The 19,856-nt window shown below is 40.8% G+C and carries 21 protein-coding genes; 3 read left to right on the top strand and 18 right to left on the bottom strand.

The window, feature by feature from the left end; genetic code table 11:
- Positions 1–18 precede the first annotated feature (18 nt).
- The 4 genes from AX663_RS02210 to AX663_RS02195 form a co-directional block, all read right to left on the bottom strand.
- Complete coding sequence (locus AX663_RS02210) at positions 19–1,458, bottom strand: 6-phospho-beta-glucosidase (RefSeq protein ID WP_060972570.1); 1,440 nt, start codon at positions 1,456–1,458, stop codon at positions 19–21.
- A 192-nt stretch (positions 1,459–1,650) separates the two neighbouring features.
- Positions 1,651–2,202, bottom strand: coding sequence for a cysteine hydrolase family protein (locus AX663_RS02205; RefSeq protein WP_014634960.1), 552 nt, complete (start codon positions 2,200–2,202; stop codon positions 1,651–1,653).
- Positions 2,203–2,267: 65 nt separating this feature from the next.
- Positions 2,268–3,053, bottom strand: a complete 786-nt coding sequence (gene codY / locus AX663_RS02200; protein ID WP_002884784.1) for a GTP-sensing pleiotropic transcriptional regulator CodY — start codon at positions 3,051–3,053, stop codon at positions 2,268–2,270.
- A 267-nt stretch (positions 3,054–3,320) separates the two neighbouring features.
- Positions 3,321–4,535: a pyridoxal phosphate-dependent aminotransferase gene (locus AX663_RS02195; RefSeq protein ID WP_004183315.1), complete on the bottom strand. Its 1,215-nt coding sequence runs from the start codon at positions 4,533–4,535 to the stop codon at positions 3,321–3,323.
- A 363-nt stretch (positions 4,536–4,898) separates the two neighbouring features.
- On the opposite strand from AX663_RS02195, the gene AX663_RS02190 reads away from it, so the two are divergent.
- Positions 4,899–5,351 (top strand): universal stress protein, encoded by a 453-nt coding sequence (locus AX663_RS02190; protein ID WP_002891687.1) that lies wholly within the window; start codon positions 4,899–4,901, stop codon positions 5,349–5,351.
- Between the two features lie 78 nt (positions 5,352–5,429).
- On the opposite strand, the gene AX663_RS02185 is transcribed toward AX663_RS02190, so the two are convergent.
- The 4 genes from AX663_RS02185 to AX663_RS02170 form a co-directional block, all read right to left on the bottom strand.
- Positions 5,430–6,182 (bottom strand): hypothetical protein, encoded by a 753-nt coding sequence (locus tag AX663_RS02185; RefSeq protein ID WP_002891688.1) that lies wholly within the window; start codon positions 6,180–6,182, stop codon positions 5,430–5,432.
- 69 nt (positions 6,183–6,251) lie between these two features.
- The gene (gene pflA, locus AX663_RS02180) at positions 6,252–7,052 is read right to left on the bottom strand and encodes a pyruvate formate-lyase-activating protein (RefSeq protein ID WP_002891689.1); all 801 of its coding nucleotides are present in this window, start codon (positions 7,050–7,052) and stop codon (positions 6,252–6,254) included.
- Between the two features lie 186 nt (positions 7,053–7,238).
- The gene (locus AX663_RS02175) at positions 7,239–7,973 is read right to left on the bottom strand and encodes an LPXTG cell wall anchor domain-containing protein (RefSeq protein ID WP_049546022.1); all 735 of its coding nucleotides are present in this window, start codon (positions 7,971–7,973) and stop codon (positions 7,239–7,241) included.
- Between the two features lie 353 nt (positions 7,974–8,326).
- The gene (locus tag AX663_RS02170; RefSeq protein ID WP_060972569.1) at positions 8,327–9,658 is read right to left on the bottom strand and encodes a hemolysin family protein; all 1,332 of its coding nucleotides are present in this window, start codon (positions 9,656–9,658) and stop codon (positions 8,327–8,329) included.
- Between the two features lie 109 nt (positions 9,659–9,767).
- Between AX663_RS02170 and AX663_RS02165 the strand changes: the two genes are divergently transcribed.
- Complete coding sequence (locus tag AX663_RS02165; RefSeq protein WP_060972568.1) at positions 9,768–10,550, top strand: ABC transporter ATP-binding protein; 783 nt, start codon at positions 9,768–9,770, stop codon at positions 10,548–10,550.
- A gap of 98 nt (positions 10,551–10,648) precedes the next feature.
- On the opposite strand, the gene AX663_RS02160 is transcribed toward AX663_RS02165, so the two are convergent.
- Entirely contained in the window at positions 10,649–11,812 is a 1,164-nt protein-coding gene (locus AX663_RS02160) for a hypothetical protein (RefSeq protein ID WP_060972567.1), read from the bottom strand.
- A 256-nt stretch (positions 11,813–12,068) separates the two neighbouring features.
- Between AX663_RS02160 and AX663_RS02155 the strand changes: the two genes are divergently transcribed.
- Positions 12,069–12,389 carry a hypothetical protein gene (locus AX663_RS02155; protein ID WP_002891695.1) on the top strand — a complete coding sequence of 107 codons (321 nt, stop codon included), beginning with the start codon at positions 12,069–12,071 and terminating at the stop codon, positions 12,387–12,389.
- 32 nt (positions 12,390–12,421) lie between these two features.
- Here the strand turns inward: AX663_RS02155 and AX663_RS02150 are convergent, their stop codons facing one another.
- The 9 genes from AX663_RS02150 to AX663_RS02110 form a co-directional block, all read right to left on the bottom strand.
- Positions 12,422–14,488, bottom strand: a complete 2,067-nt coding sequence (locus tag AX663_RS02150) for a cation:proton antiporter (RefSeq protein ID WP_060972566.1) — start codon at positions 14,486–14,488, stop codon at positions 12,422–12,424.
- A gap of 8 nt (positions 14,489–14,496) precedes the next feature.
- Positions 14,497–14,739 (bottom strand): hypothetical protein, encoded by a 243-nt coding sequence (locus AX663_RS02145; protein WP_002891697.1) that lies wholly within the window; start codon positions 14,737–14,739, stop codon positions 14,497–14,499.
- On the bottom strand, positions 14,736–15,284 hold the full coding sequence (locus tag AX663_RS02140; RefSeq protein WP_060972565.1) for a tRNA (mnm(5)s(2)U34)-methyltransferase: 549 nt from the start codon (positions 15,282–15,284) through the stop codon (positions 14,736–14,738). The genes AX663_RS02145 and AX663_RS02140 overlap by 4 nt, the downstream gene beginning before the upstream one ends.
- Positions 15,281–16,225, bottom strand: a complete 945-nt coding sequence (locus AX663_RS02135) for a TIGR01212 family radical SAM protein (protein ID WP_060972564.1) — start codon at positions 16,223–16,225, stop codon at positions 15,281–15,283. The genes AX663_RS02140 and AX663_RS02135 overlap by 4 nt, the downstream gene beginning before the upstream one ends.
- A gap of 85 nt (positions 16,226–16,310) precedes the next feature.
- Positions 16,311–17,387 (bottom strand): SepM family pheromone-processing serine protease, encoded by a 1,077-nt coding sequence (locus AX663_RS02130; RefSeq protein ID WP_060972563.1) that lies wholly within the window; start codon positions 17,385–17,387, stop codon positions 16,311–16,313.
- On the bottom strand, positions 17,365–17,862 hold the full coding sequence (gene coaD, locus AX663_RS02125; protein ID WP_060972562.1) for a pantetheine-phosphate adenylyltransferase: 498 nt from the start codon (positions 17,860–17,862) through the stop codon (positions 17,365–17,367). Before coaD ends, AX663_RS02130 begins: the two co-directional genes overlap by 23 nt.
- Before the next feature lie 32 nt (positions 17,863–17,894).
- On the bottom strand, positions 17,895–18,491 hold the full coding sequence (gene rsmD / locus AX663_RS02120; RefSeq protein WP_255296715.1) for a 16S rRNA (guanine(966)-N(2))-methyltransferase RsmD: 597 nt from the start codon (positions 18,489–18,491) through the stop codon (positions 17,895–17,897).
- Positions 18,492–18,584: 93 nt separating this feature from the next.
- Positions 18,585–19,538 (bottom strand): thioredoxin-disulfide reductase, encoded by a 954-nt coding sequence (gene trxB, locus AX663_RS02115; protein ID WP_269449872.1) that lies wholly within the window; start codon positions 19,536–19,538, stop codon positions 18,585–18,587.
- Between the two features lie 32 nt (positions 19,539–19,570).
- Positions 19,571–19,795 (bottom strand): DUF4059 family protein, encoded by a 225-nt coding sequence (locus AX663_RS02110; RefSeq protein ID WP_002884393.1) that lies wholly within the window; start codon positions 19,793–19,795, stop codon positions 19,571–19,573.
- Between the last annotated feature and the right edge of the window lie 61 nt (positions 19,796–19,856).

Here is a 19,856-nt window from a genome sequence, read left to right as displayed (position 1 = left end):
TAGTCGAGAACTCACACCCTATTCTACAGAGGCACCGTTACTTGCGATAACTTCTTTGTACCAGTTAAATGATTTCTTCTTAGAGCGTTTAAGACTACCATTACCATCGTTATCTCGGTCCACATAGATGAAGCCATAACGTTTCTTCATTTCACCAGTTCCAGCAGAAACAAGGTCGATACAGCCCCAGGTTGTGTAGCCCCAAAGCTCTACACCATCTTCATTAATAGCATCACGCATAGCCTTGATGTGGGCTGCCAAGTAGTCGATACGGTAATCGTCTTCAACATAACCATTTTCATCTGGCGTATCCACAGCACCAAGCCCATTTTCAACGATAAACATCGGTTTTTGGTAACGATCCCAAATAGCATTGAGCGTAATACGAAGGCCTAGTGGGTCAATTTGCCAGCCCCACTCTGAAGCTTCCAAATAGGGATTTTTAATAGAGGCAAAGATATTTCCAGCAGTCTTTTCATTAACTTCTGGATCACCTGAAGCCACACGACTTGCATAGTAAGAGAAGGAAATAAAATCAACAGTATGCTCTTTAAGAAGGGCCAAATCTTCTTCCGTCATCTCAAGCTCAATGCCATCACGTTCCCACTGTTTCTTAGCATAATTTGGATACTCTCCACGAGCTTGAACATCAGTAAAGAAATAGCTACTACGGTCTTCTTGCATAGCTGCCCAGTAGTCACGTGGATGGGCTGTATTTGGATAATATTGACCTGCTGCCAACATACAACCGACCTTATTTTCAGGGTCAATCTCATGAGCCAATTTCGTCACCATAGCTGAGGCTACCAACTCATGGTGAGCAGCCTGATATTTAACCTGCTCCTCATTCTCACCCTCTTCAAAGCAGAGTCCTGCTCCCATAAATGGGGCATGGAGAATCATGTTGATTTCATTGAAAGTGAGCCAGTACTTAACCAAACCTTTAAAGCGTGTGAAAAGGGTACGGCAAAGATTTTCATAGAAGCCAAGCATCTTACGATTACGCCATCCTCCATACTCGGTAATCAAGTGCATTGGACAATCAAAGTGTGTGATCGTCACCAAAGGTTCAATACCATGCTTGTGACATTCCTTGAAGAGGTCCTCGTAAAAGGCAAGCCCAGCTTCATTTGGCTCAGCCTCATCACCCTTAGGAAAAATACGTGACCAAGCAATAGAAAGACGATAGGTCTTAAAGCCCATTTCACCAAAGAGAGCAATATCTTCCTTGTAACGGTGGTACATATCGATACTTTCCTTGGCCGGATAAAAATAACCATCCTCAAAATCAAACATCTTGCGACGTCCAGTGATAATGGAAAGGCGATCCTCACCAATTGGTACCACGTCAACATTGGCTAAACCACGCCCATCAGCATCATAGGCACCTTCACATTGGTTGGCTGCTGTCGCTCCACCCCACAAAAATCCATCAGGAAAAGTTAATTTTTTAGTCATTATTCTACCTCCTATATATTTCGACTTAATATGGTAATAGTATACAATAGCCTGTAATCGTTTTCTTATAGTAAACTACGAAAAACTGATACTATCCTATGATTTTAGACAAAAAATTGAGAGTAGGACAGATTCCCACTCTCAATCCTCTCTCCATTATGACAATGATAAAAAAAGAGTAAGAACTAACTCTTACTCCACAATTGTTGCTCCAAGAACATTTTTAAAATGTCCAATAGCAAAGTCATGAGCTTCAGGTGTCAAGGAGGCTGTTGCACTCTCTACCACCTCGATATCATAGCCCAAATTATAAGCATCAATGGCCGTATGTAACACACAAATATCTGTTAAAACTCCCGTCAAAACAACTGTCGTCACACGACGCTCACGTAAACGAATATCTAAATCCGTTCCGGAAAAGGCTGAATAGTGTCGCTTGTCCATCCAAAAGACACGATGGTCGTCCTTGATGGCATCATATACACTAGCTAACTTACCATAAAGTTCTCGCCCAGATGTCCCTGCAATATTGTGAGGTGGAAAGAGTTTAGTCTCAGGATGGAAGGTATCTCCTTCATCATGTCGATCCATGGCAACAAAGATATAATCCCCATTGTCATAGGCTTCTTGAGTTACCTGAGCAATACGATCTTCAATGGCTTGGGCAGGCTTACCAGCCGTCAACTTCCCATCATCTGCCACAAAATCATAAGAGTAATCAATTGATATCAATGCCTTTGTCATGCTACTATCTCCTTTTAAAAAAAGTGGGGCAGGTCCTCCTACCTCACTCTCTTTCAGTATTCTTCTTATTCGTATTCTTTCAGTTTGTCGTAGATACCTTCGTTAAGGACTTTAAGATAAGTCCCTTTCATACCGAGTGAACGGCTCTCAATAATACCAGCTGATTCCAACTTACGAAGGGCATTAACGATAACTGAACGCGTAATTCCGATACGGTCAGCGATAACAGACGCTGTCAAGCGGCCTTCCAAACCGTCCAATTCATTCAAGATAGCTGAAACCGCCTTGATTTCTGAGTAAGACAAGGTATTAATAGCCATGTTAATAGCTGTTTGTTTACGAATCGTTTCTTCCAAATTCTCTGTTTGAAGGTTCAACAATTGCAAACCAACTACCGTAGAGGCAATCTCAACCAAGATAAGATCTTCATCCACAAAATCATGGTCGTTACGCCAAATGATGAAAGAACCAAGACGCATACCACCACCATAGATTGGGGCAATTGTAGTCAAACCATCTGGGAAGTCATCTTTTGACTCCACTGGGAAAATGGTCAAGTCACTGTCAATACCAATGTTTTCTTGAGTATCATAAACACGGCTGATACCACGTGTGTATTCTTCTGGAAGTTGTTTAGCTTCAAAAAACTCTTCCACACGATCATTGTTGGTTTTGTACTTCATGGCAAAACCAAGGAGAGCACCACCACCATTAACGATAGCAGCGTTACAATCAATGATATCCGCCAATTGAGCAGCCATGTTGTTGTATGGAAGATCTCCTTCCAAGCTGTCTACTGAGCGTTGCAAGATAGATGTAATTTTACGTGTTTTAGCCAGCAAATTTGCCATATTTATTGTCTTCACTTTCTATTGTAGTCATAATAATATCAAGCCTTGTACTAATCTTCTGCGTCAAGACTCACTAGCCCTATCATTATAGCACACTTAACCCAGAAATTGCAAACAATTGTCTGAAAATTATTTATTATTCTACTATTCATTATATTAAGTATATTATGGCATTTTTAGGAAGAATGTTCAGATTTTGCTCAAATATATCCCCCTTTTAGAAACAATAAAAACCGGACAAGCCTTATTGTCCAGTTTTTTAAGGAATTAGCGCTTGTAATATGACAAGACTCGTTCGATTTTATTACCGAGATCAGCCAACTCTTCCACTCGAGGAAGATAGACAATACGGAAGTGATCTGGTTCATTCCAGTTAAAGCCTTTACCTGGAACTAGGAGAACCTTCTCCTTCTTCAAGAGACGAAGACAGAATTCTTCATCATCTTCAATATCATACATGTTACGGTCAATCCTAGGGAAGATGTAAAGCCCTGCATCTGGCTTAACAGCTGATAGCCCTGGAATAGCGTTTACGGTATTCGTGATAAACTCACGTTGTTCATAGATACGCCCTCCAGGAATCAAGAGCTCATCAACGGATTGGTAGCCACCAAGTGAAGTCTGAATAACGTGTTGAGAGAGCACGTTGGCACAGAGACGCATGTTAGCCAACATATTAAGCCCTTCAATATAGCCTTTGACATTCTTTTTAGGTCCAGAGAGAACCATCCAACCCACACGGAAACCACAGATGCGGTGAGACTTAGAAAGACCATTCATAGACACGCAGAAGACATCTGGTGCAAGACTAGCGATTGCAGTATGTTTCTTACCATCCATAACCAAGCGGTCATAAATCTCATCCGCAAAGATAATCAAATCATTTTGTCGAGCAATATCCACAATCTGTTCAAGAACATCCTTAGGATAGAGCGAACCTGTAGGATTATTGGGATTGATGACTACAATTGCCTTAGTATTTGATGTAATCTTTGATTTGATATCATCAATATCTGGATACCAGTTAGATTTTTCATCACATACATAGTGTACGGCATTACCGCCTGCTAGACTGACACAGGCTGTCCAAAGAGGATAATCTGGCATTGGGACCAAGACCTCATCTCCATCATCAAGCAAGGCCTGCATAGATATGGAAATCATCTCTGAAACACCATTACCAATATAAATATCATCAATATCTACATTTGGGAATCCCTTTAACTGGCAATACTGCATAATCGCCTTACGAGCTGAGAAAATCCCTTTACTATCCGAATACCCTTCACTGTTACGAACATTCATAATTAAATCACGAATGACTTCATCCGGTGCTGTAAAGCCAAATTCCGCAGGATTTCCCGTATTAAGACGAAGAATCTTTTCACCGTTAGCAATCATACGGTTGGCTTCATCCAAAACTGGTCCACGAATATCATAGGCAACGTGTTCCAACTTTGATGATTTATCAAATGTTTTCATAAGTTAATCCTTTCAAAAGATACTAAAAGCAGATACATCTAGCAGAAAATAAGAAAATTCAACACCTGATGGGGATTTCCACTTTTATTGACACCAACTTTATTTAGGCTCAGCCATTTGGTATCATTTCTGAAGACTTGTCTTCCTATTGTTTAATTATCATGTTTCTTACGAAGCTAATAACAGATTGTATTATACCTCTTTTTCATGCAATCTTCAATTTTTAGATAATACTGAAATCTTCACATTACTACGGACATCCTAAAGTAAGCAGTCAAAAAAAGATTTCAGAAAATCCATAACAACGCTTTCATTTTTTTGATTAAAGGAGTATAATAAAGCTAAAGATAGGAGGTAGAGCTTATGTCTCAACAATATGAACGTATTATGGTAGCTATCGACGGTTCTTACGAATCAGAACTGGCCTTTATTAAAGGTGTGCACGTTGCAAAACGTAATAATGCTCAGTTACTATTGGTACACGTTATCGATACACGCGCCCTTCAAAGCGTTGCGACTTTCGACTCTTATATCTATGAAAAACTAGAAGACGAAGCTAAAGCTGTTTTGGCTGACTTTGAACGCCAAGCCAGAGAAGCTGGTTTAACCAAGATTCGCAAAGTTATTGAGTTCGGTAATCCTAAGAGCCTCTTGGCTGTTGATATCCCTGATAAGGAAAATGTTGACCTTATTATGGTTGGTGCCACTGGTCTCAATACTTTTGAACGCTTGCTTATTGGTTCATCTTCTGAATACATTCTCCGTCACGCAAAAGTTGACTTGCTCATTGTTCGTGACTCTGAAAAAACACTTTAGTCACCTCTCACAAGCACCTCTGGTGCTTTTTTCATATGAAAAAGAACCGAGATTTTAACTCTCAGTTCTTTTTTTGTTCTATTTTTCAGACTTTGCTGATTCAGACATCACTTCTGACTCTGAAGTTGACTGGCTTTCTTCGACCAAGTCTTCACTAGCAGATTGACTTGAGGCACCTGCTTGCTCCAAAGCAAGGCTAGTTGAAAGGCTCTCACGCTCTGCTTCCTGACTAAGGCTAGCTTCAACAATCATGAGTTCCTTTTGACGTTCTGTTTCACGAAGGTATTCACGTTCTTCTAGCTCTTCCTGACGACGTCTTTCCTGCTCAAGTCTTTGAGCTTTTTGACGCTCACGCTTAGCATGACGTTTTTGCGTCTCATCAATCAAGACCTTAGTGTTATCTTTAATATGCATCCACTTAATAAGACGAACCAAGAGTCTCCATAGGAAAACAATAATCGATTCTGCGAAAAGAAGAATCTCAACCAGAATAACACCTAGCAAGCTCCAAGCCATGAAGAGTGTAATCAATAATTGCGTGAAAATCTTCTTCAAGTCACCCAAATGATTGTTGTGAATATTAAGAGTCTCAAGGAAAAGATCTAAAATTCCTTGCAAGAGGTGTGATTTAACAGATTTGTCTCCCTCTAAGCTCAAGTCCGTTTGAACTTCTGCTGGAGTAACAACGGTCAAGTCCCCATCTTGGTAGACATCAATACGGTCTCCTAATTTTATATCAAAATCAAAAAGCTTGCGATCTATTTTCTTAAGTCGCCCGTCAGGATGACTGAGATAAACAAAGTCATCATCAAATTTTAAAATACGAAACATAATTTACCTGCTCTTTATTGCTCCTTAAATAATAGCAAAGTTAAAAAGCCCTTGTCAAGAGCTTCTTTTTCAATCCAAGGTTTTAACACCGATACGATTTTTATACTCTTGATACGTTTCAGTGTGCATGAGAGCTTTGGCATTTTTGACCCGATCTGCTGTTGGTGGTTTGACCCCTTCCAAAGGATATGGAATACCGAGCTCACGCCATTTGAACTCACCCATTGTATGGTAGGGAAGGATTTCAAATTTATCAACATTTTTCAAGGTCTTTACAAACTCGCCGAGCTTAATCAAGTGTTCGTCAAAGTCTGTCAAACCAGGTACCAAGACATGGCGAATCCAGACTGGAACTTGTTTATCAGACAGATATTGAGCAAATTCCAAGATATTCTTATTAGGTTGACGGGTCACAAACTTGTGTTGTTCAGGATCAATCTCTTTGATATCCAGTAGAACCAAGTCAGTTACAGCCAAAAGTTTGTCAACAACTTCATGATACTCAGGAGTATTGCGGTAAGCAAACCCACAAGTATCAAGCGTACAGTGAATTCCTAGCTTCTTAGCCTCTGTAAAGAGGGCAGTGACAAAATCAATCTGAAGCATGGCCTCACCACCTGATACAGTGATACCACCATGCTCACCCCAGAAATGACGGAAACGAAGAGCCTCATCTAAGACATCTTCAACCGTACGTTCAACAGCCTTATTTGACTCCATAGCCCAAGTATCTGGATTATGACAATATTGGCAACGCATCTTACAGCCTTGCATGAAAACAATAAAACGGATACCCGGACCATCTACGGATCCAAAACTTTCGGTTGAATGAACAAGTCCAGTCACCTGACTGTAATCAATTTCTGCCATGGCAGCCTCCTTGTAAACGCTTTTTACATGTTTTTATTATACCTCTTTTATCAGAAACATGCTCCATATCTGCCTGAATTCAAGCAAAGGTTATACTATAATACATCTAAAATTAAATGATATCTATACTATACCAGAAGAAAAACAAAAAAACTGGAAAAATCCAGTCTTTTATCATCTATATTATTAGGCACGTTTCTTAAGCCCTAAAAAGGCTGCAGCAGCAAGAAAGAATGTTCCTGCCAATGTCAAGATTACTGTTGATGCTTCACCAGTCTTAGGAAGTGTAACTTCCTTACCTTTAGCATCTTTACCAGTCAATGTACCGTCAGCATTCACTTTGAATCCTACTGCTTCAGGAGCGACAACACTTGTTGTACCATCAGTGTTAGCGATGACAATTTGGCTGTTTTGTGTAGACACAATTGTTTGACCAGCTGCAGTGACAACTGGAGCTGTTGGTGTTACAGTAACAACAGGTTGTCCATTAACGTTCACTGCTGGAGTTTCAGGGGTTTGAGGTGCTTCACTTGTCCCTTTATCAGTTGGTGAGGCCGGTTCTTCTGGCTTATCGGATGGTTTCTCAGTTGGTTTATCAGCTGGTGTTGTAGATGAATCAGCTGTTGGAGCCGGTGTCGCAGGTGTTTCTGGAGTTGCTGGTGTTGTTGGTTCAGCTGGTACTTCAGGAGCTATAGGTGTTGTTGGCGTTGCCGCACCTGTGTTTGAATCATTGCTACGAGCCAAGTCACCATCACTTGGGGCTGTTGAAGGACCTGTTGCTGCACGATCTGTCGTTGGTTGTGTAAGAACAGCATCATTTGTCGCAATACCGTCGTCCGCAAAAGAAGTTACTGGTACAAAAGCTCCTAGGGTAAGGGTGAGTAAAAGCAAGCTACTATATATAGATTTTTTAGAAGCCATTAAGATTCTCCTTTTTTCATTTATCAGTCAATTTATATTCTACCATAAAAAAGTAATAAAAGACTGTTTTAATTAAAATCTTATTTATTTTTATTCTAAATCTATCAATACGCTAAAATATGTTAGAGCATCTCCAAAATTATAGTTCTTTTTCTGACAAAGTCTAGCAGTTTGGATAGGTAAAAAAGGCTTTATAACGTGCTTTATAGACATTTTCTAATCTTATTATTTTGATAAGCGGATATTCCAAGATAGATAAGAAAAAGCACTTTCACTCATAATGAGAGCAAGTGCCTAATTAGTAGATAGTCGCTTTTAAGTTTCAATATTTTCTAATAAAAACATGTAGAAAACTATTCTTCTGCCTCTTCTGGAGCTGCCGTGATGATTACCTTAAGTTTGGTTACGCGACCATCCTTAACCTTATCATTGATAAATTCGAGGTGTTTGTCCTTGTTGATAACTGCATAGTGTTCCTTAACTTCTTGAGTTGGGATGGCCCCCACACCAGTCAAATAATAACCTGCGATAGTATCAACGTCATCACTCTCAAGTTCTGTATCAAAATGTTCATTGAAGTCGTTAAGAGTCATAGCTCCTTCGACAATATAAGTATTCTCACCAATTTCACGAACTTCCACACTAGATTTATCTGTTTCGTCGTAAATCTCACCAACGATTTCTTCCAAAAGGTCCTCGAAGGTAACAAGACCAGCAACGCCACCGTATTCATCAAGCAAGATAGCCATCTGATTATTGGTGTTACGAAAGTCTGCCAAGAGATCATCTACGAAGATAGTCTCTGGAACAAAGAGAGGTTCGTTCATGATTCGGCGAAGTTTGATATTTTCAAAACCAAGTTCAAAACCTGCTTTTAGAAGGTTTTTAGTATGAATGACACCGATAATCTTATCCTTGTCATCTTCGTAAACAGGGATACGAGAGAAACTTTCCTTGAGAATAGCTTGGATATTTTCTTGAGTATTGTCTTCAATATCAATCATGAAGGCATCTGTACGAGGGACCATAACCTCACGTGCCATCAATTCATCAAGAGAGAAAATCCCCTGGAGCATTTCAATTTCTTCAGCCTCAAGTGTATCTTCACTCTTGGCCAACATGTACTCAATCTCATCCCGAGTCATCTGCTCATCCGCATCATCAAAGGTCATAGGCGTCAAATGAGACACAAGATTTGTCGATGCTGAAAGAATCCAAACAAAGGGACTAACAATCTTACCTGTAACAATAATGACAGGTGCCGAGTAGATGGCTAGATTTTCCTTGAGATTCATAGCGATACGTTTTGGATAAAGTTCCCCAAAAACGATAGAGATATAGGTCAAGACAACCAAAGAAATCATGCTACCCGCTGTCTTAGCCCAAGCCACATGACCAAACCAAGTCGCTATCACTGCACCTAGTGACGCAGAGAGACTGGCCCCCTGTAAGAGGCTAATAAAGGTAATACCAACTTGGATAGTTGATAGGAAGTTGTTTGGATTTTCAAGAACCTTGAGTAGGCGAATAAATTTCTTGTCGCCTTCTTCAGCCTTTTGTTCCACACGTGAACGGTTTAGTGATACTAAAGCCATCTCTGATGCTGAGAAAAAGGCCGTAAGCAAGGTTAATATTAGTAATAAAATAGATTGAAATAATAAGGACTGACCACTGGAGTCTTCCATTTTTTCTTCTCCTCTAAAAAAATTCTGACTTCCATTATATCACAATTTCCCAATATAGGTTCCTATTTTATGCTATAATTAGAGTAATTTATCACCGAAGGAGAGACTTATGTCACTTATACGCTTAGAAAATGTCAGCTTGGCCCGCCAAGGAAAAACACTTTTGTCTGACCTTAACTGGACAGTTGAAAAAGGACAAACCTGGGCTATCCTGGGACTTAACGGTGCTGGAAAATCAACCCTCCTACGTTTGTTGACAGCTGAATTCTTCCCTTCTGAGGGAAAGGCTGAGATACTAGGCTACACCTTTGGGAATGGAGACATCACAGGTCTTCGTCAACACATCGGTATCGTCAGCTCCTTCATCACTGAGCGTCTTCCTCAACATATGACAGCTGAAAAAATCGTCCTTACAGGTAAATACAAGAGCTCAATCCTCTACAAAGCCTATGGAGACAAAGAGCTACAAGAAGCCAAGGATATGCTGACTTCACTTGGTGCTGGAGATTTGATTGGTCGTAAATACCGTGGCCTTTCTCAAGGAGAAAAGCAAATCTGTTTGATTGCTCGCAGTCTCATGGAAGATCCTGACATCATTATTCTTGACGAAGCGACTGTTGGCTTGGACCTATTTGCCCGCGAAAAGCTCTTACGTCAGATTGACCGTATCACCTCGCTTCCTCACGCACCACTGGTCCTTTACGTCACCCACCATGCTGAAGAGATCACTGAAAAGATGGACCACATTCTCCTACTCCGTCAAGGAAAAATCGTGGCAAAAGGACCAAAAAATGATATCATCACACCGGAAGTTTTAGCTGACTTCTACCAAAATCCTGTTCAAATTATTCCAATTGATGACCATCGTTTTTACATTAACCCTCTTTTATAGAGACAAGTCATAAATTAACTTGATTTAGGGCCAATTCTAAAACAACATCAAAACAACAAGTCCCCCAGACTAGGTCTAGGGGACTTCTTGTTTTATGGCTACTCCTCTTTTATTTTCGATACGCCGTACAAAACTAAGGCTGGAACGATAAGTTGTTCTATAGAGCTTCTTGCAACTAAAATAAATAACATAGCAACTATATATAGACGGTTTTTGTCAGCAGTTCTTATGGCATTTGGAAGCATCACAGTAGGAATAATAATTAATGGAATCATCACGATGAAGTACATAAACCAACCGATACCTGCTAAGGGATTGGTTTCATCAGTAGGATAATTGAAAACTGCAATTATATTAAAAACTAAATTCCTCAAGGATAGAATAAAAGCTGTCCAAAGCCAAGGAGAATGAAGACTTTGAGGATTTGGTTGTCTTTGGCTCTCCGCATAATCATAAACCTTACGCTTTTCAATGACTGGTTTGGTTCTTTTCTCCACCAGTAGGTCATCCTCACTCAACTCAAACCCATACTTCTTCTGCCATTTTTTAACTAGTGTGGAAGTGTTGCCACTTACACGATAGACCAGATAGGCTGATACTACTAGTAGAAAAAGAGAGACATCAGTAATGATATGGTCAACTAAGAAAGCATAAATCAACTCAAGTAAACTAATGATTATGATAAGGATTGAAGAAATTCTTAATTTCTTTTGAGTTTTTTCAGTCATCAAGTTAAGTAGTAGGAAGATACTTGCACACTCTAGTATAGGATACAGTATGGAAGTAAGACTACTTAAATCTTCTAAATCAATATTTATATAGTGTGTGCTCCATACTACAGCTACCATCCCTAGTCCAAGAAGGGAGACAGAGGACTGCCAAGCTAATGGGCTTTTAAAGGAAACTAAGAGAGTTGGAAGCTCTGCCTTCATAATCATAATAACAAGCCAAGCTAAACAAATTACAGTTAAAACTGGCGAAACCAACCAGGGCTTAAAAATGGAAGCCGGTATTATGAAATAGGTAACTAGCTGACAAATATGGAAAGCAAGCACAGCTAAGACGCCCTCAGCTTTACGCTTGTCCTTCAAAAGCCTAAAAACAAACCATACTAAAACGACTTGCTGTGGAAGTTGAGAACTTAGTACAGATACAGAATTGAGCGTTTCATACTCAAAATGCAAACCATAAGACCTAAGCATAGAAAGAGCTAACAATACTTCAAAAAAGATAAGTATATAATACCAAGTTTTTCGGGACATACAACTACCCCACCTTTCATTTAATCTTAGAGAAAACATCTTTCAATATCATTATACTCCTTTTTATGTAAGCGCTTTACCTTTACAGTAAAATATTCCCTCTTTTCTTTACTTGATAACAAAACAGTCCTTTTTGACCGAATAGATTCTAGAATGAACCACATAGACAAATGATATTGTCCGTAAGTTAACCTTTTGATAACTTAGTAGGTGTTAAAGCAAAATATCTTTCAGATATAGAAAACGAGGTAAAAACATGACTAAAGTAATAGGTATTGGATTAATCGGTACAGCAGTAACAGTTATCACTTACAGTATTCTCGGCTTCCCAAAATTGGAGGTGTCCCTTTGGCCACTCTTTCCAGTCGCCCTTTTTGCTTTCTTTGCAATAGAAAATCTTATCAAAAAAGATTATAAATCTAGTTTCATGAGTACTTTGATTGGTTTAATGATTGCTAATGCAATCTATGACTTGCTCCCTATTTCAAACAGTATCCTGATTGTTGCAGGAATCCTAACATGCCTAGGACTGGGCTTTCTTTTTCCAAACCACGATAATGAAAAAGAGAGACATTAAAAAGAAGCCAAGAAAAATCTTGGCTTCTTCACTTAAGCTCGACCTCGAGCCAGATTAATCATATCATAGGTTAAAGTGTTGCTAGTTTCTTTGAGAGAGTAATCCTCCAAAGTATTGACTTCCTTACGAAGCTGCTTGGCATAACGGCTAGAGATAAGCTCAGCCTGCTCGTACTCGTTAATAACCTTACGTTCCAAATAGTAGCCTCGTAACATTTCATCGATATTGTCTGGATGAAGGTGGGTGATAACCCGCTCAACAAAAGCACCTGATTGAATTATTTCAGCCTCTTGAAGTCGATTACGCTTCAAATAAGACAAGAGTTCTGAATGATAAACACCTTCCAGATTACTCAAGGCTTCTAAAATCTGCTCCGTATTTGTTAAATAAAGTTCAGCCATATGGTCACGGTTTTCTTCCGTCAACCTAGGACCCCTCCTAGTTTCATCCTGATTAATACGAAACTTGAAAGTAAGAGCCAAGTGCAACAATCTACGAAGGCCACGCACAAAGACAGCTAGAGCGTAAGAAAGACTAGAGACAAAACCACGGTTAATACGACGCTCTAAGCTCTTGATATAACGTTGGTAGAGATTGTATTCGAGTTCTGAAATCTTGCCCTTCTTGTAGGCATATTCCAGACCCTCACTCTCAATTTCCATAATCATGACTCGGATATTGGCCAACTCTTCTTTGACATTATTTGATTCCTGCTCCAAGATTAAATCTTCCAAGCGTTGATTGTAGTTGTCAATAGTAGCATAGACAGCTCCTTGATTAGTTGACTGTTTTAGATCTTTTTCCAACTCGCCGACCACATCATTAAGAATGGCAATCTGCATATAATGGTTGGTTGTGTGCGCTGGTCCAGTGGCTAGCTTAGGTAGGACTAAGATACCTGTTAAGAAACTTAATAAAGTGACACCCGCTACCGTAAAGAGCAAGAGACTATGTTCCAAAGCCGTCATATTGGCAACCGGAAGCAAAAGGATGGTTGCAATTGAGACCGTTCCTTTGACACCAGAAAAGGTTAAAAGAGTAGCACCCTTCCAGATTTTTTTCAGTGATCGTTTGGCCCCCCAAGCTCTTTGGGCAAATACCGCACTAATCATAACAAAACGAATGCCAAACATGGTCGCTGTTAAAAGGACGATAGCAAGAAGCATCCAGAGATTATCGTAGGTAGTGCTACGCAGTACTGGGGCTGCTAGGGTTGGAAGTTCTGTTCCCAAGAGGAAAAAGACCATGCCATTAAGCATGAAGGTAATGGTTCCCCAAATCGTATGAGAAACACTATCCAACTTGGCATCAAAAACGGTGATTTTTTTAAAGCGACTGGCAAGTGAAATCCCTGCTACGACAACAGCAATAATTCCGGAAGCATGAATTTCCTCGGCTACAAAGTAAGAGGAAATCGGTAGTACCAACTCTAGTAAGAGAGCACCTGTGACATCTGCAGCATCCATATTATCCAAAATGGTCAAAAAGAGACGATTAAATAAGGCTGTAATCAAGCCAACCAAAAAACCACCAAGCACAGAAATAACCAAATTCCAGCTCGCATCAAGGAGGGAGAAAGCACCCGTTGTCAAAGCGGTCACCGCCACCTGAAAGGCAACCAAGCCAGAGGCATCGTTTAGAAGCCCTTCACCCTGCAAAATATAGCTAATCCACTTTGGAAAACTAAAGCGTTTAGAAATAGCAGAATAGGCCACCAAATCCGTTGGCCCAAGAGCCGCCCCAATGGTTAGGCAGGCAGACAAAGGCACTGAGGCAGGCAAGACAGCCTTAGCAAGATAACCGATTCCCATCGTAGACACGAAGATGACTGGAAAAATCAAAAATAGAATGAGTTTCCAGTTACGTAAAATACTGGTAATATCACTTTCTTCACCCTCACGAAACAGCAAGGGAGCAATAATGAAAGCTAGAAAAAGTTCCGTTTCAAGCTCGAAAGCACGTTCCTTAAAAAGAAAACCGATACCCACTCCAAAAATAATTTGGATCAAGGGTAGGGGAAGACGTGGAAAGACACGATTGATAACGTTCGATAAAATCAAGCTAAAAAGAAGAACAAGCAAAGCTAACGATAGATGCATAGCTCCTCCTACCCTTCCTTATGACAACAGTTTGAGAATAGTTCTTTTTGCTTACTAATTTTTTTATCAATGGCAGTGACATCTTCCTTAGCCAAAAGTTTATGGCAACGTTCGACCTCAAGACTAGCTAACTTTTTCTTGATCTTAGCCGTTTTACGATTATCAACCTTTTTCAAAGTACCCTCGGCACTCTGCTTATCAATATATTTGGCCTGCATATCTGCAAGTTTTTCTTTAATATCTGTAATCATTGTAATTTCTCCAACATCACCAAAAATGGTGGGGTATTAATTTGATTAAGGGGTTGGTAAAGCATGACTGTGAAAACACGCTGGTCCAAACCGATAACGTACTCAAGCACAGCATCCTTCTCCATATCACCACCATCATGACCGTAGTAAATCATAATAGCCAAGCGCCCACCAACCTCTAAGCGGTCAAGGATTTTCTCAATGGCCTCAAGAGTCGTATGGGGCTTAGTGATGACACTTTTGTCTGCAGATGGCAGGTAGCCCAGATTGAAAATAGCTGCTCGAATAGGTTCCGTGACATAATGGTCCAGATTTTCGTGACCATCTAAAATGAGTTCCGCATTTTCAATTCCCAGGTCTGACAAGCGTTGACTGGTCTTTTCAAGCGCCTGTTTCTGCACGTCAAAGGCATAAACCTTCTTGGCAAGGCCAGCCAGAAAGGCTGTATCATTGCCGTTTCCCATGGTCGCATCGATAGCTAGACTCTCATCATCCAGCACTTCTGCTAGAAAGTCATGAGATAGATGAATGGGTCGTTTAATCATGCTTTTTCCTCCTGCTCGCTAGCTACTTTGCACCCTTGCCATGAGTCACGACGTTCCATCTCTTTGTCAATGGCATTAAGGACTTCCCACTTGTTGAGACTCCACATAGGACCAATCAACATATCTCGCGGCGCATCACCAGTAATCCGATGAATGACGATATCCTTAGGGATGATTTCCAACTGGTCACAGATGATTGACACATACTCTTCCTGACTCAGCAATTTAAGACGCCCCTCGTGGTAATCTCTTTGCATACGGGTATTGGTCATCAGGTGGAGGAGGTGGAGTTTGATTCCCTGAATGTCATTGTCCGTCACACAACGGCGAACATTTTCCACCATCATCTCGTGAGTTTCCCCTGGCAATCCATTAATCAGGTGCGAAACAATTTCAGCCTTGGGCGCACGCTCACGCACACGCTTAACCGTCTCCACATAGAGTTCATAGCTGTGTGCTCGGTTAATGAGTTCTGACGTTTCTTCATAAGTCGTCTGCAAACCAAGTTCAACAGTCACATGCATACGTTCTGTGAGTTCTGCCAGATAATCAATCACATCATCTGGCAAACAGTCTGGGCGAGTACCGATATTGATGCCAACAACACCAGGCTCATTGATAGCCTGTTCGTAACGTTCCTTGATAATCTCAAGCGGAGCGTGGGTATTGGTAAAATTTTGAAAATAAACCAGATATTTCTGAACTTCTGGCCACTTGCGGTGCATAAAGTCAATCTCATGGTAAAACTGCTCACGAATCGGTGCCTCAGGAGCTACAATGGCGTCCCCAGACCCCGATACCGTACAAAAGGTACAGCCACCATGAGCCACTGTTCCATCACGGTTGGGACAATCAAAGCCCGCATCTATAGGAAGTTTGAAAATCTTTTCGCCAAAAATTTCACGATAGTAATCATTGACTGTTCTATAACGTTTTTTCATAAAGACTATTATAACACTTTGACCTTAAAAAGAGAGTAAGACTAGGACAAAAATCATGGATTTCTGCCTGTCCTACTCTCTCTTCTTACTTAGTCTTTTTCAAATAATCAATGGCTTCTTGAGCTGTTTTAACAGGGACGATTTTCATCTTGGTCCCCAGTTTCTTGGCAGCTTCCTTGGCCTCTTGATAGTTAGTCTTGGCATCCGGATCAGCCTTTTTCATTTCCTTAGTTACTGGATTATTTGGCACGAAGAAAATATCTGCACCACTATCAGCCGCTGATTTCACCTTGAGGTAGGCCCCACCGATATCACCGACAGCCCCATCCTTTTCAATAGTGCCTGTTCCAGCAATTTTACGGCCAGCCTTGAGGTCTTGACCAGACACCTGATCGTAAATAGCCAAAGTAAACATAAGCCCCGCACTTGGTCCACCAACACCATCAAGTTTAAACTTCACGTTTTCAGGACTCTTGACCTCAGTATGATCCGTCAAACCAATACCGATACCATTTTTACCATTAGCAATCTTAATGATCTTACCAGTGGCAGTCTTTTCTTTGTCCTCTGTCATATAAGTGACCTTGACTTTTGAACCCAGCTTAAGTCCTTGGACGTATTTAATCAAGTCAGTAGAATTATCAAAGGTCTTGCCATTGACAGCTGTCACTGTATCCGCAATATTAAGGACACCCTTGAAACTAGAATCATCAGCCACCTGAAGCACATAAACACCCATATACTCCAAGCTAGCCTCCTTACCAGCCAGAGTCAAGCCCTGATAAATCGCCTGGTTTTGGGAAGTCTCCATGTAGAATTGATTGATACGCATGAAATCTTCATCAGAGTAATTTCCAGTCGCCTCTTCAGCCGTTTGAAGCTTTGCAAAATCATTAAGCTGAGCATAGAGCATGAGGGCCAAGGTCGCCTTGGTTTGGGCCACCGCCACAAAATTGTAGGATCCTTTTGAATCATCAGCTTTCTTATCTACAGTCAAAACTTCCTTAGTATCAAAAGCACCACCCGGAAGCTCAACATAATAATTATTTAGCGGGAAAAAGAGGGAAAAGAGGAGGAAAAGTACCGTAAAAATACTTAGCAACCACCACTTAATACGCCAAATTTTCCCTAATAGTGATTTAGATTCGTTCTTGTTTGCCACGCTTGGCCTCCACTTCCTTAACAACTGCTTGAGGAACATAAGAACTAATGTCCCCCTCAAAATAAATCAACTCACGCACACGACTAGATGACACTGGTGTCACCTCATGACTAGCAATCAAATAAACCGTTTCAAGCTCAGGCGCCAGCCCCTTATTGAAATAATCCATATTAGCCTCATAGTCAAAATCTGTCGCATTGCGAAGGCCTCTAACCAGATAAGTCACCCCAAGATCTCTGGCGACATCTACAGCCAGACTATCGTGAGCCGTTATAACCTTGACATTGGGAAAATCTGCTACAACCTCTTCCAAGATACGCTTGCGAGTCTCAATGTCCCAGAAGCCCTGCTTATTTTTATTATAAAATAGTCCAATATAGAGCTCATCAAAGAGCTTGCTGGCTCTGGCAATGATATCCACATGCCCATCGGTAATTGGATCAAAAGACCCCGTAAACATAGCAATCTTTGTCATAGCATTCCTTTCTACAACTTCCCTATCAAAGGCTAACGCACGTAAACGGTCACCTTACTGATACCATAGGTTTTCTGCTTCCAAATCCCAAAGTTTGAAATTTCTTCAGGCAAGTCCACAGTCTTATCCGTCTCGCAAACCAACATAACTTCTTCAGCCAAGAGCCCTTGCTCCTCTAACTGAGTAATATTAGCCACAATCTGCTCTTTGGCATAAGGCGGATCTAAAAGCACCAAGTCAAATTGACCTGTCAATTGTGTCAATGCACGCGCTGCATCCATCTTCAAAAGCTGGAACTGCTTCTCACTCTTGGTCATCTTGATATTTTCCTGGATAATAGCCTGTGCCCGACGATCCTTTTCCACTAGGACAGCAGACGACATACCACGACTAATAGCCTCAATGGCCAGACTACCACTCCCAGAAAAAAGATCCAGAACACGCCCTCCATCAAAGAAAGGACCAATCATATTGAAAATAGCACCTTTGACCTTGTCCGTTGTTGGACGAGTCGTTTTGCCTTCTAACGTTTTAAGCGGACGCCCGCCAAAATCACCTGCTACAACACGCAAGTTGGTCACCTCGTTTTTACTGATTTTTAGTAAGACTTTTCTATTATAACAAAAAATTACACATAGATGTTGCCACAAAGAAATCTAGTCATGCTAAATACCTACAAGACCACACAAAAAACTCGAGAACCTCCCGAGTTTCCATTTATTTTACTTATCACCAAGTGCAGTCACGTAGTTGTAGGCTTCGATACCAGCTGTGGCACCATCCCCTACGGCTGTTGTAATTTGGCGAAGGTCTTTCTGGCGGACATCCCCAATGGCAAAGATACCAGGAATACGTGTCGCCATCTTATCATCTGTAGTTACCCAACCATCTTGGTCAGTGATGTCAAGACCTGTCAAGTAATCTGAAACCGGATCAAGTCCCACATAAACAAAGACACCGCCAAATTCGTGGTTAGTCACCTCACCAGTTTTGACATTCTTGATATCAACACTACGAACCTTGATATCATCACCCTTGATTTCTTCAACGACTGAATCCCAGATAAACTTGACCTTTTCATTGGCGAAGGCACGGTCTTGAAGAACCTTTTGGGCACGCAATTCATCACGACGGTGAACAATGGTCACGCTATTGGCAAAGCGTGTCAAATAAATTCCTTCTTCAACGGCAGAGTCTCCACCACCAACAACCAAGAGGTCTTGATTACGGAAGAAGGCACCATCACACACCGCACAGTAAGAGACACCACGGCTGTTGTACTCTTCTTCACCAGCAACACCAATATGACGGTGTTTGGCACCAGTCGCAATAATAACTGTCTTGGTTTGGTACTCCTCATCACCAGTTTTGACAACTTTATAGTCACCCTTGTCTTCGATACCAGACACAATACCATAAAGATTTTCAACACCCAATTTTTCCAAGGGTTCAAACATCTTCATTGACAATTCTGGACCAGAGATACTTTCAAAACCAGGGTAATTTTCAATATCAGACGTGTTATTCATCTGTCCACCAGGAGCACCTTGCTCCAAAGTTGCCACTTTAAGGTTGGCACGAGCTGCATAAAGTGCTGCAGTCATCCCCGCAGGACCAGCTCCAATAACAATTGTATCGTACATGAGTAACTCCTTATATGATTTTCTTGTAGAGATATCTTACACCTAATGTGCCAACAAAGCTAGAATTATGCATTCAGCACGATAAGAATCGCCATAAAAGCAAATGCCAAAACTGGAATCGAAACCATCGACATCATAATAGCATCATAGAGGGCACCTTGACGCTCCTTAACAGTTTTGTCTGCACGACGTAAGGCACGCCATCCAAGCCAAATGGCACCAATCACCAAGCACACAAAGAAAGCAATCACAAGGCCTAAGAGATAAAATTTAAAAATATTTAATAACATAAATCATCCTAAAGTGAGAAATAGAAAAGGCTGAGATAACATTCTCCAACCTCTAAATTCG

Origin of the sequence: Streptococcus sp. CCH8-H5, assembly GCF_001556505.1 — a bacterium.
Taxonomy (GTDB): Bacteria; Bacillota; Bacilli; order Lactobacillales; family Streptococcaceae; genus Streptococcus.
The sequence above is the reverse complement of the archived record's forward strand: the minus strand, read 5'-3'. Positions and strand labels throughout refer to the sequence as shown.

What these genes read in the sequence shown, in the direction of transcription:
- AX663_RS02150 (WP_060972566.1), bottom strand. Translation starts at nt 14,488, where the DNA reads ATGCATCTATCGTTAGCTTTGCTTGTTCTTCTTTTTAGCTTGATTTTA.
- coaD (WP_060972562.1), bottom strand. Translation starts at nt 17,862, where the DNA reads ATGACAAAGATTGCTATGTTTACGGGGTCTTTTGATCCAATTACCGAT.
- AX663_RS02160 (WP_060972567.1), bottom strand. Translation starts at nt 11,812, where the DNA reads ATGTCCCGAAAAACTTGGTATTATATACTTATCTTTTTTGAAGTATTG.
- codY (WP_002884784.1), bottom strand. Translation starts at nt 3,053, where the DNA reads ATGGCAAATTTGCTGGCTAAAACACGTAAAATTACATCTATCTTGCAA.
- AX663_RS02210 (WP_060972570.1), bottom strand. Translation starts at nt 1,458, where the DNA reads ATGACTAAAAAATTAACTTTTCCTGATGGATTTTTGTGGGGTGGAGCG.
- AX663_RS02205 (WP_014634960.1), bottom strand. Translation starts at nt 2,202, where the DNA reads ATGACAAAGGCATTGATATCAATTGATTACTCTTATGATTTTGTGGCA.
- AX663_RS02190 (WP_002891687.1), top strand. Translation starts at nt 4,899, where the DNA reads ATGTCTCAACAATATGAACGTATTATGGTAGCTATCGACGGTTCTTAC.
- AX663_RS02140 (WP_060972565.1), bottom strand. Translation starts at nt 15,284, where the DNA reads ATGATTAAACGACCCATTCATCTATCTCATGACTTTCTAGCAGAAGTG.
- AX663_RS02155 (WP_002891695.1), top strand. Translation starts at nt 12,069, where the DNA reads ATGACTAAAGTAATAGGTATTGGATTAATCGGTACAGCAGTAACAGTT.
- AX663_RS02165 (WP_060972568.1), top strand. Translation starts at nt 9,768, where the DNA reads ATGTCACTTATACGCTTAGAAAATGTCAGCTTGGCCCGCCAAGGAAAA.
- pflA (WP_002891689.1), bottom strand. Translation starts at nt 7,052, where the DNA reads ATGGCAGAAATTGATTACAGTCAGGTGACTGGACTTGTTCATTCAACC.
- AX663_RS02185 (WP_002891688.1), bottom strand. Translation starts at nt 6,182, where the DNA reads ATGTTTCGTATTTTAAAATTTGATGATGACTTTGTTTATCTCAGTCAT.
- AX663_RS02195 (WP_004183315.1), bottom strand. Translation starts at nt 4,535, where the DNA reads ATGAAAACATTTGATAAATCATCAAAGTTGGAACACGTTGCCTATGAT.
- AX663_RS02145 (WP_002891697.1), bottom strand. Translation starts at nt 14,739, where the DNA reads ATGATTACAGATATTAAAGAAAAACTTGCAGATATGCAGGCCAAATAT.
- AX663_RS02135 (WP_060972564.1), bottom strand. Translation starts at nt 16,225, where the DNA reads ATGAAAAAACGTTATAGAACAGTCAATGATTACTATCGTGAAATTTTT.
- AX663_RS02170 (WP_060972569.1), bottom strand. Translation starts at nt 9,658, where the DNA reads ATGGAAGACTCCAGTGGTCAGTCCTTATTATTTCAATCTATTTTATTA.
- AX663_RS02110 (WP_002884393.1), bottom strand. Translation starts at nt 19,795, where the DNA reads ATGTTATTAAATATTTTTAAATTTTATCTCTTAGGCCTTGTGATTGCT.
- AX663_RS02175 (WP_049546022.1), bottom strand. Translation starts at nt 7,973, where the DNA reads ATGGCTTCTAAAAAATCTATATATAGTAGCTTGCTTTTACTCACCCTT.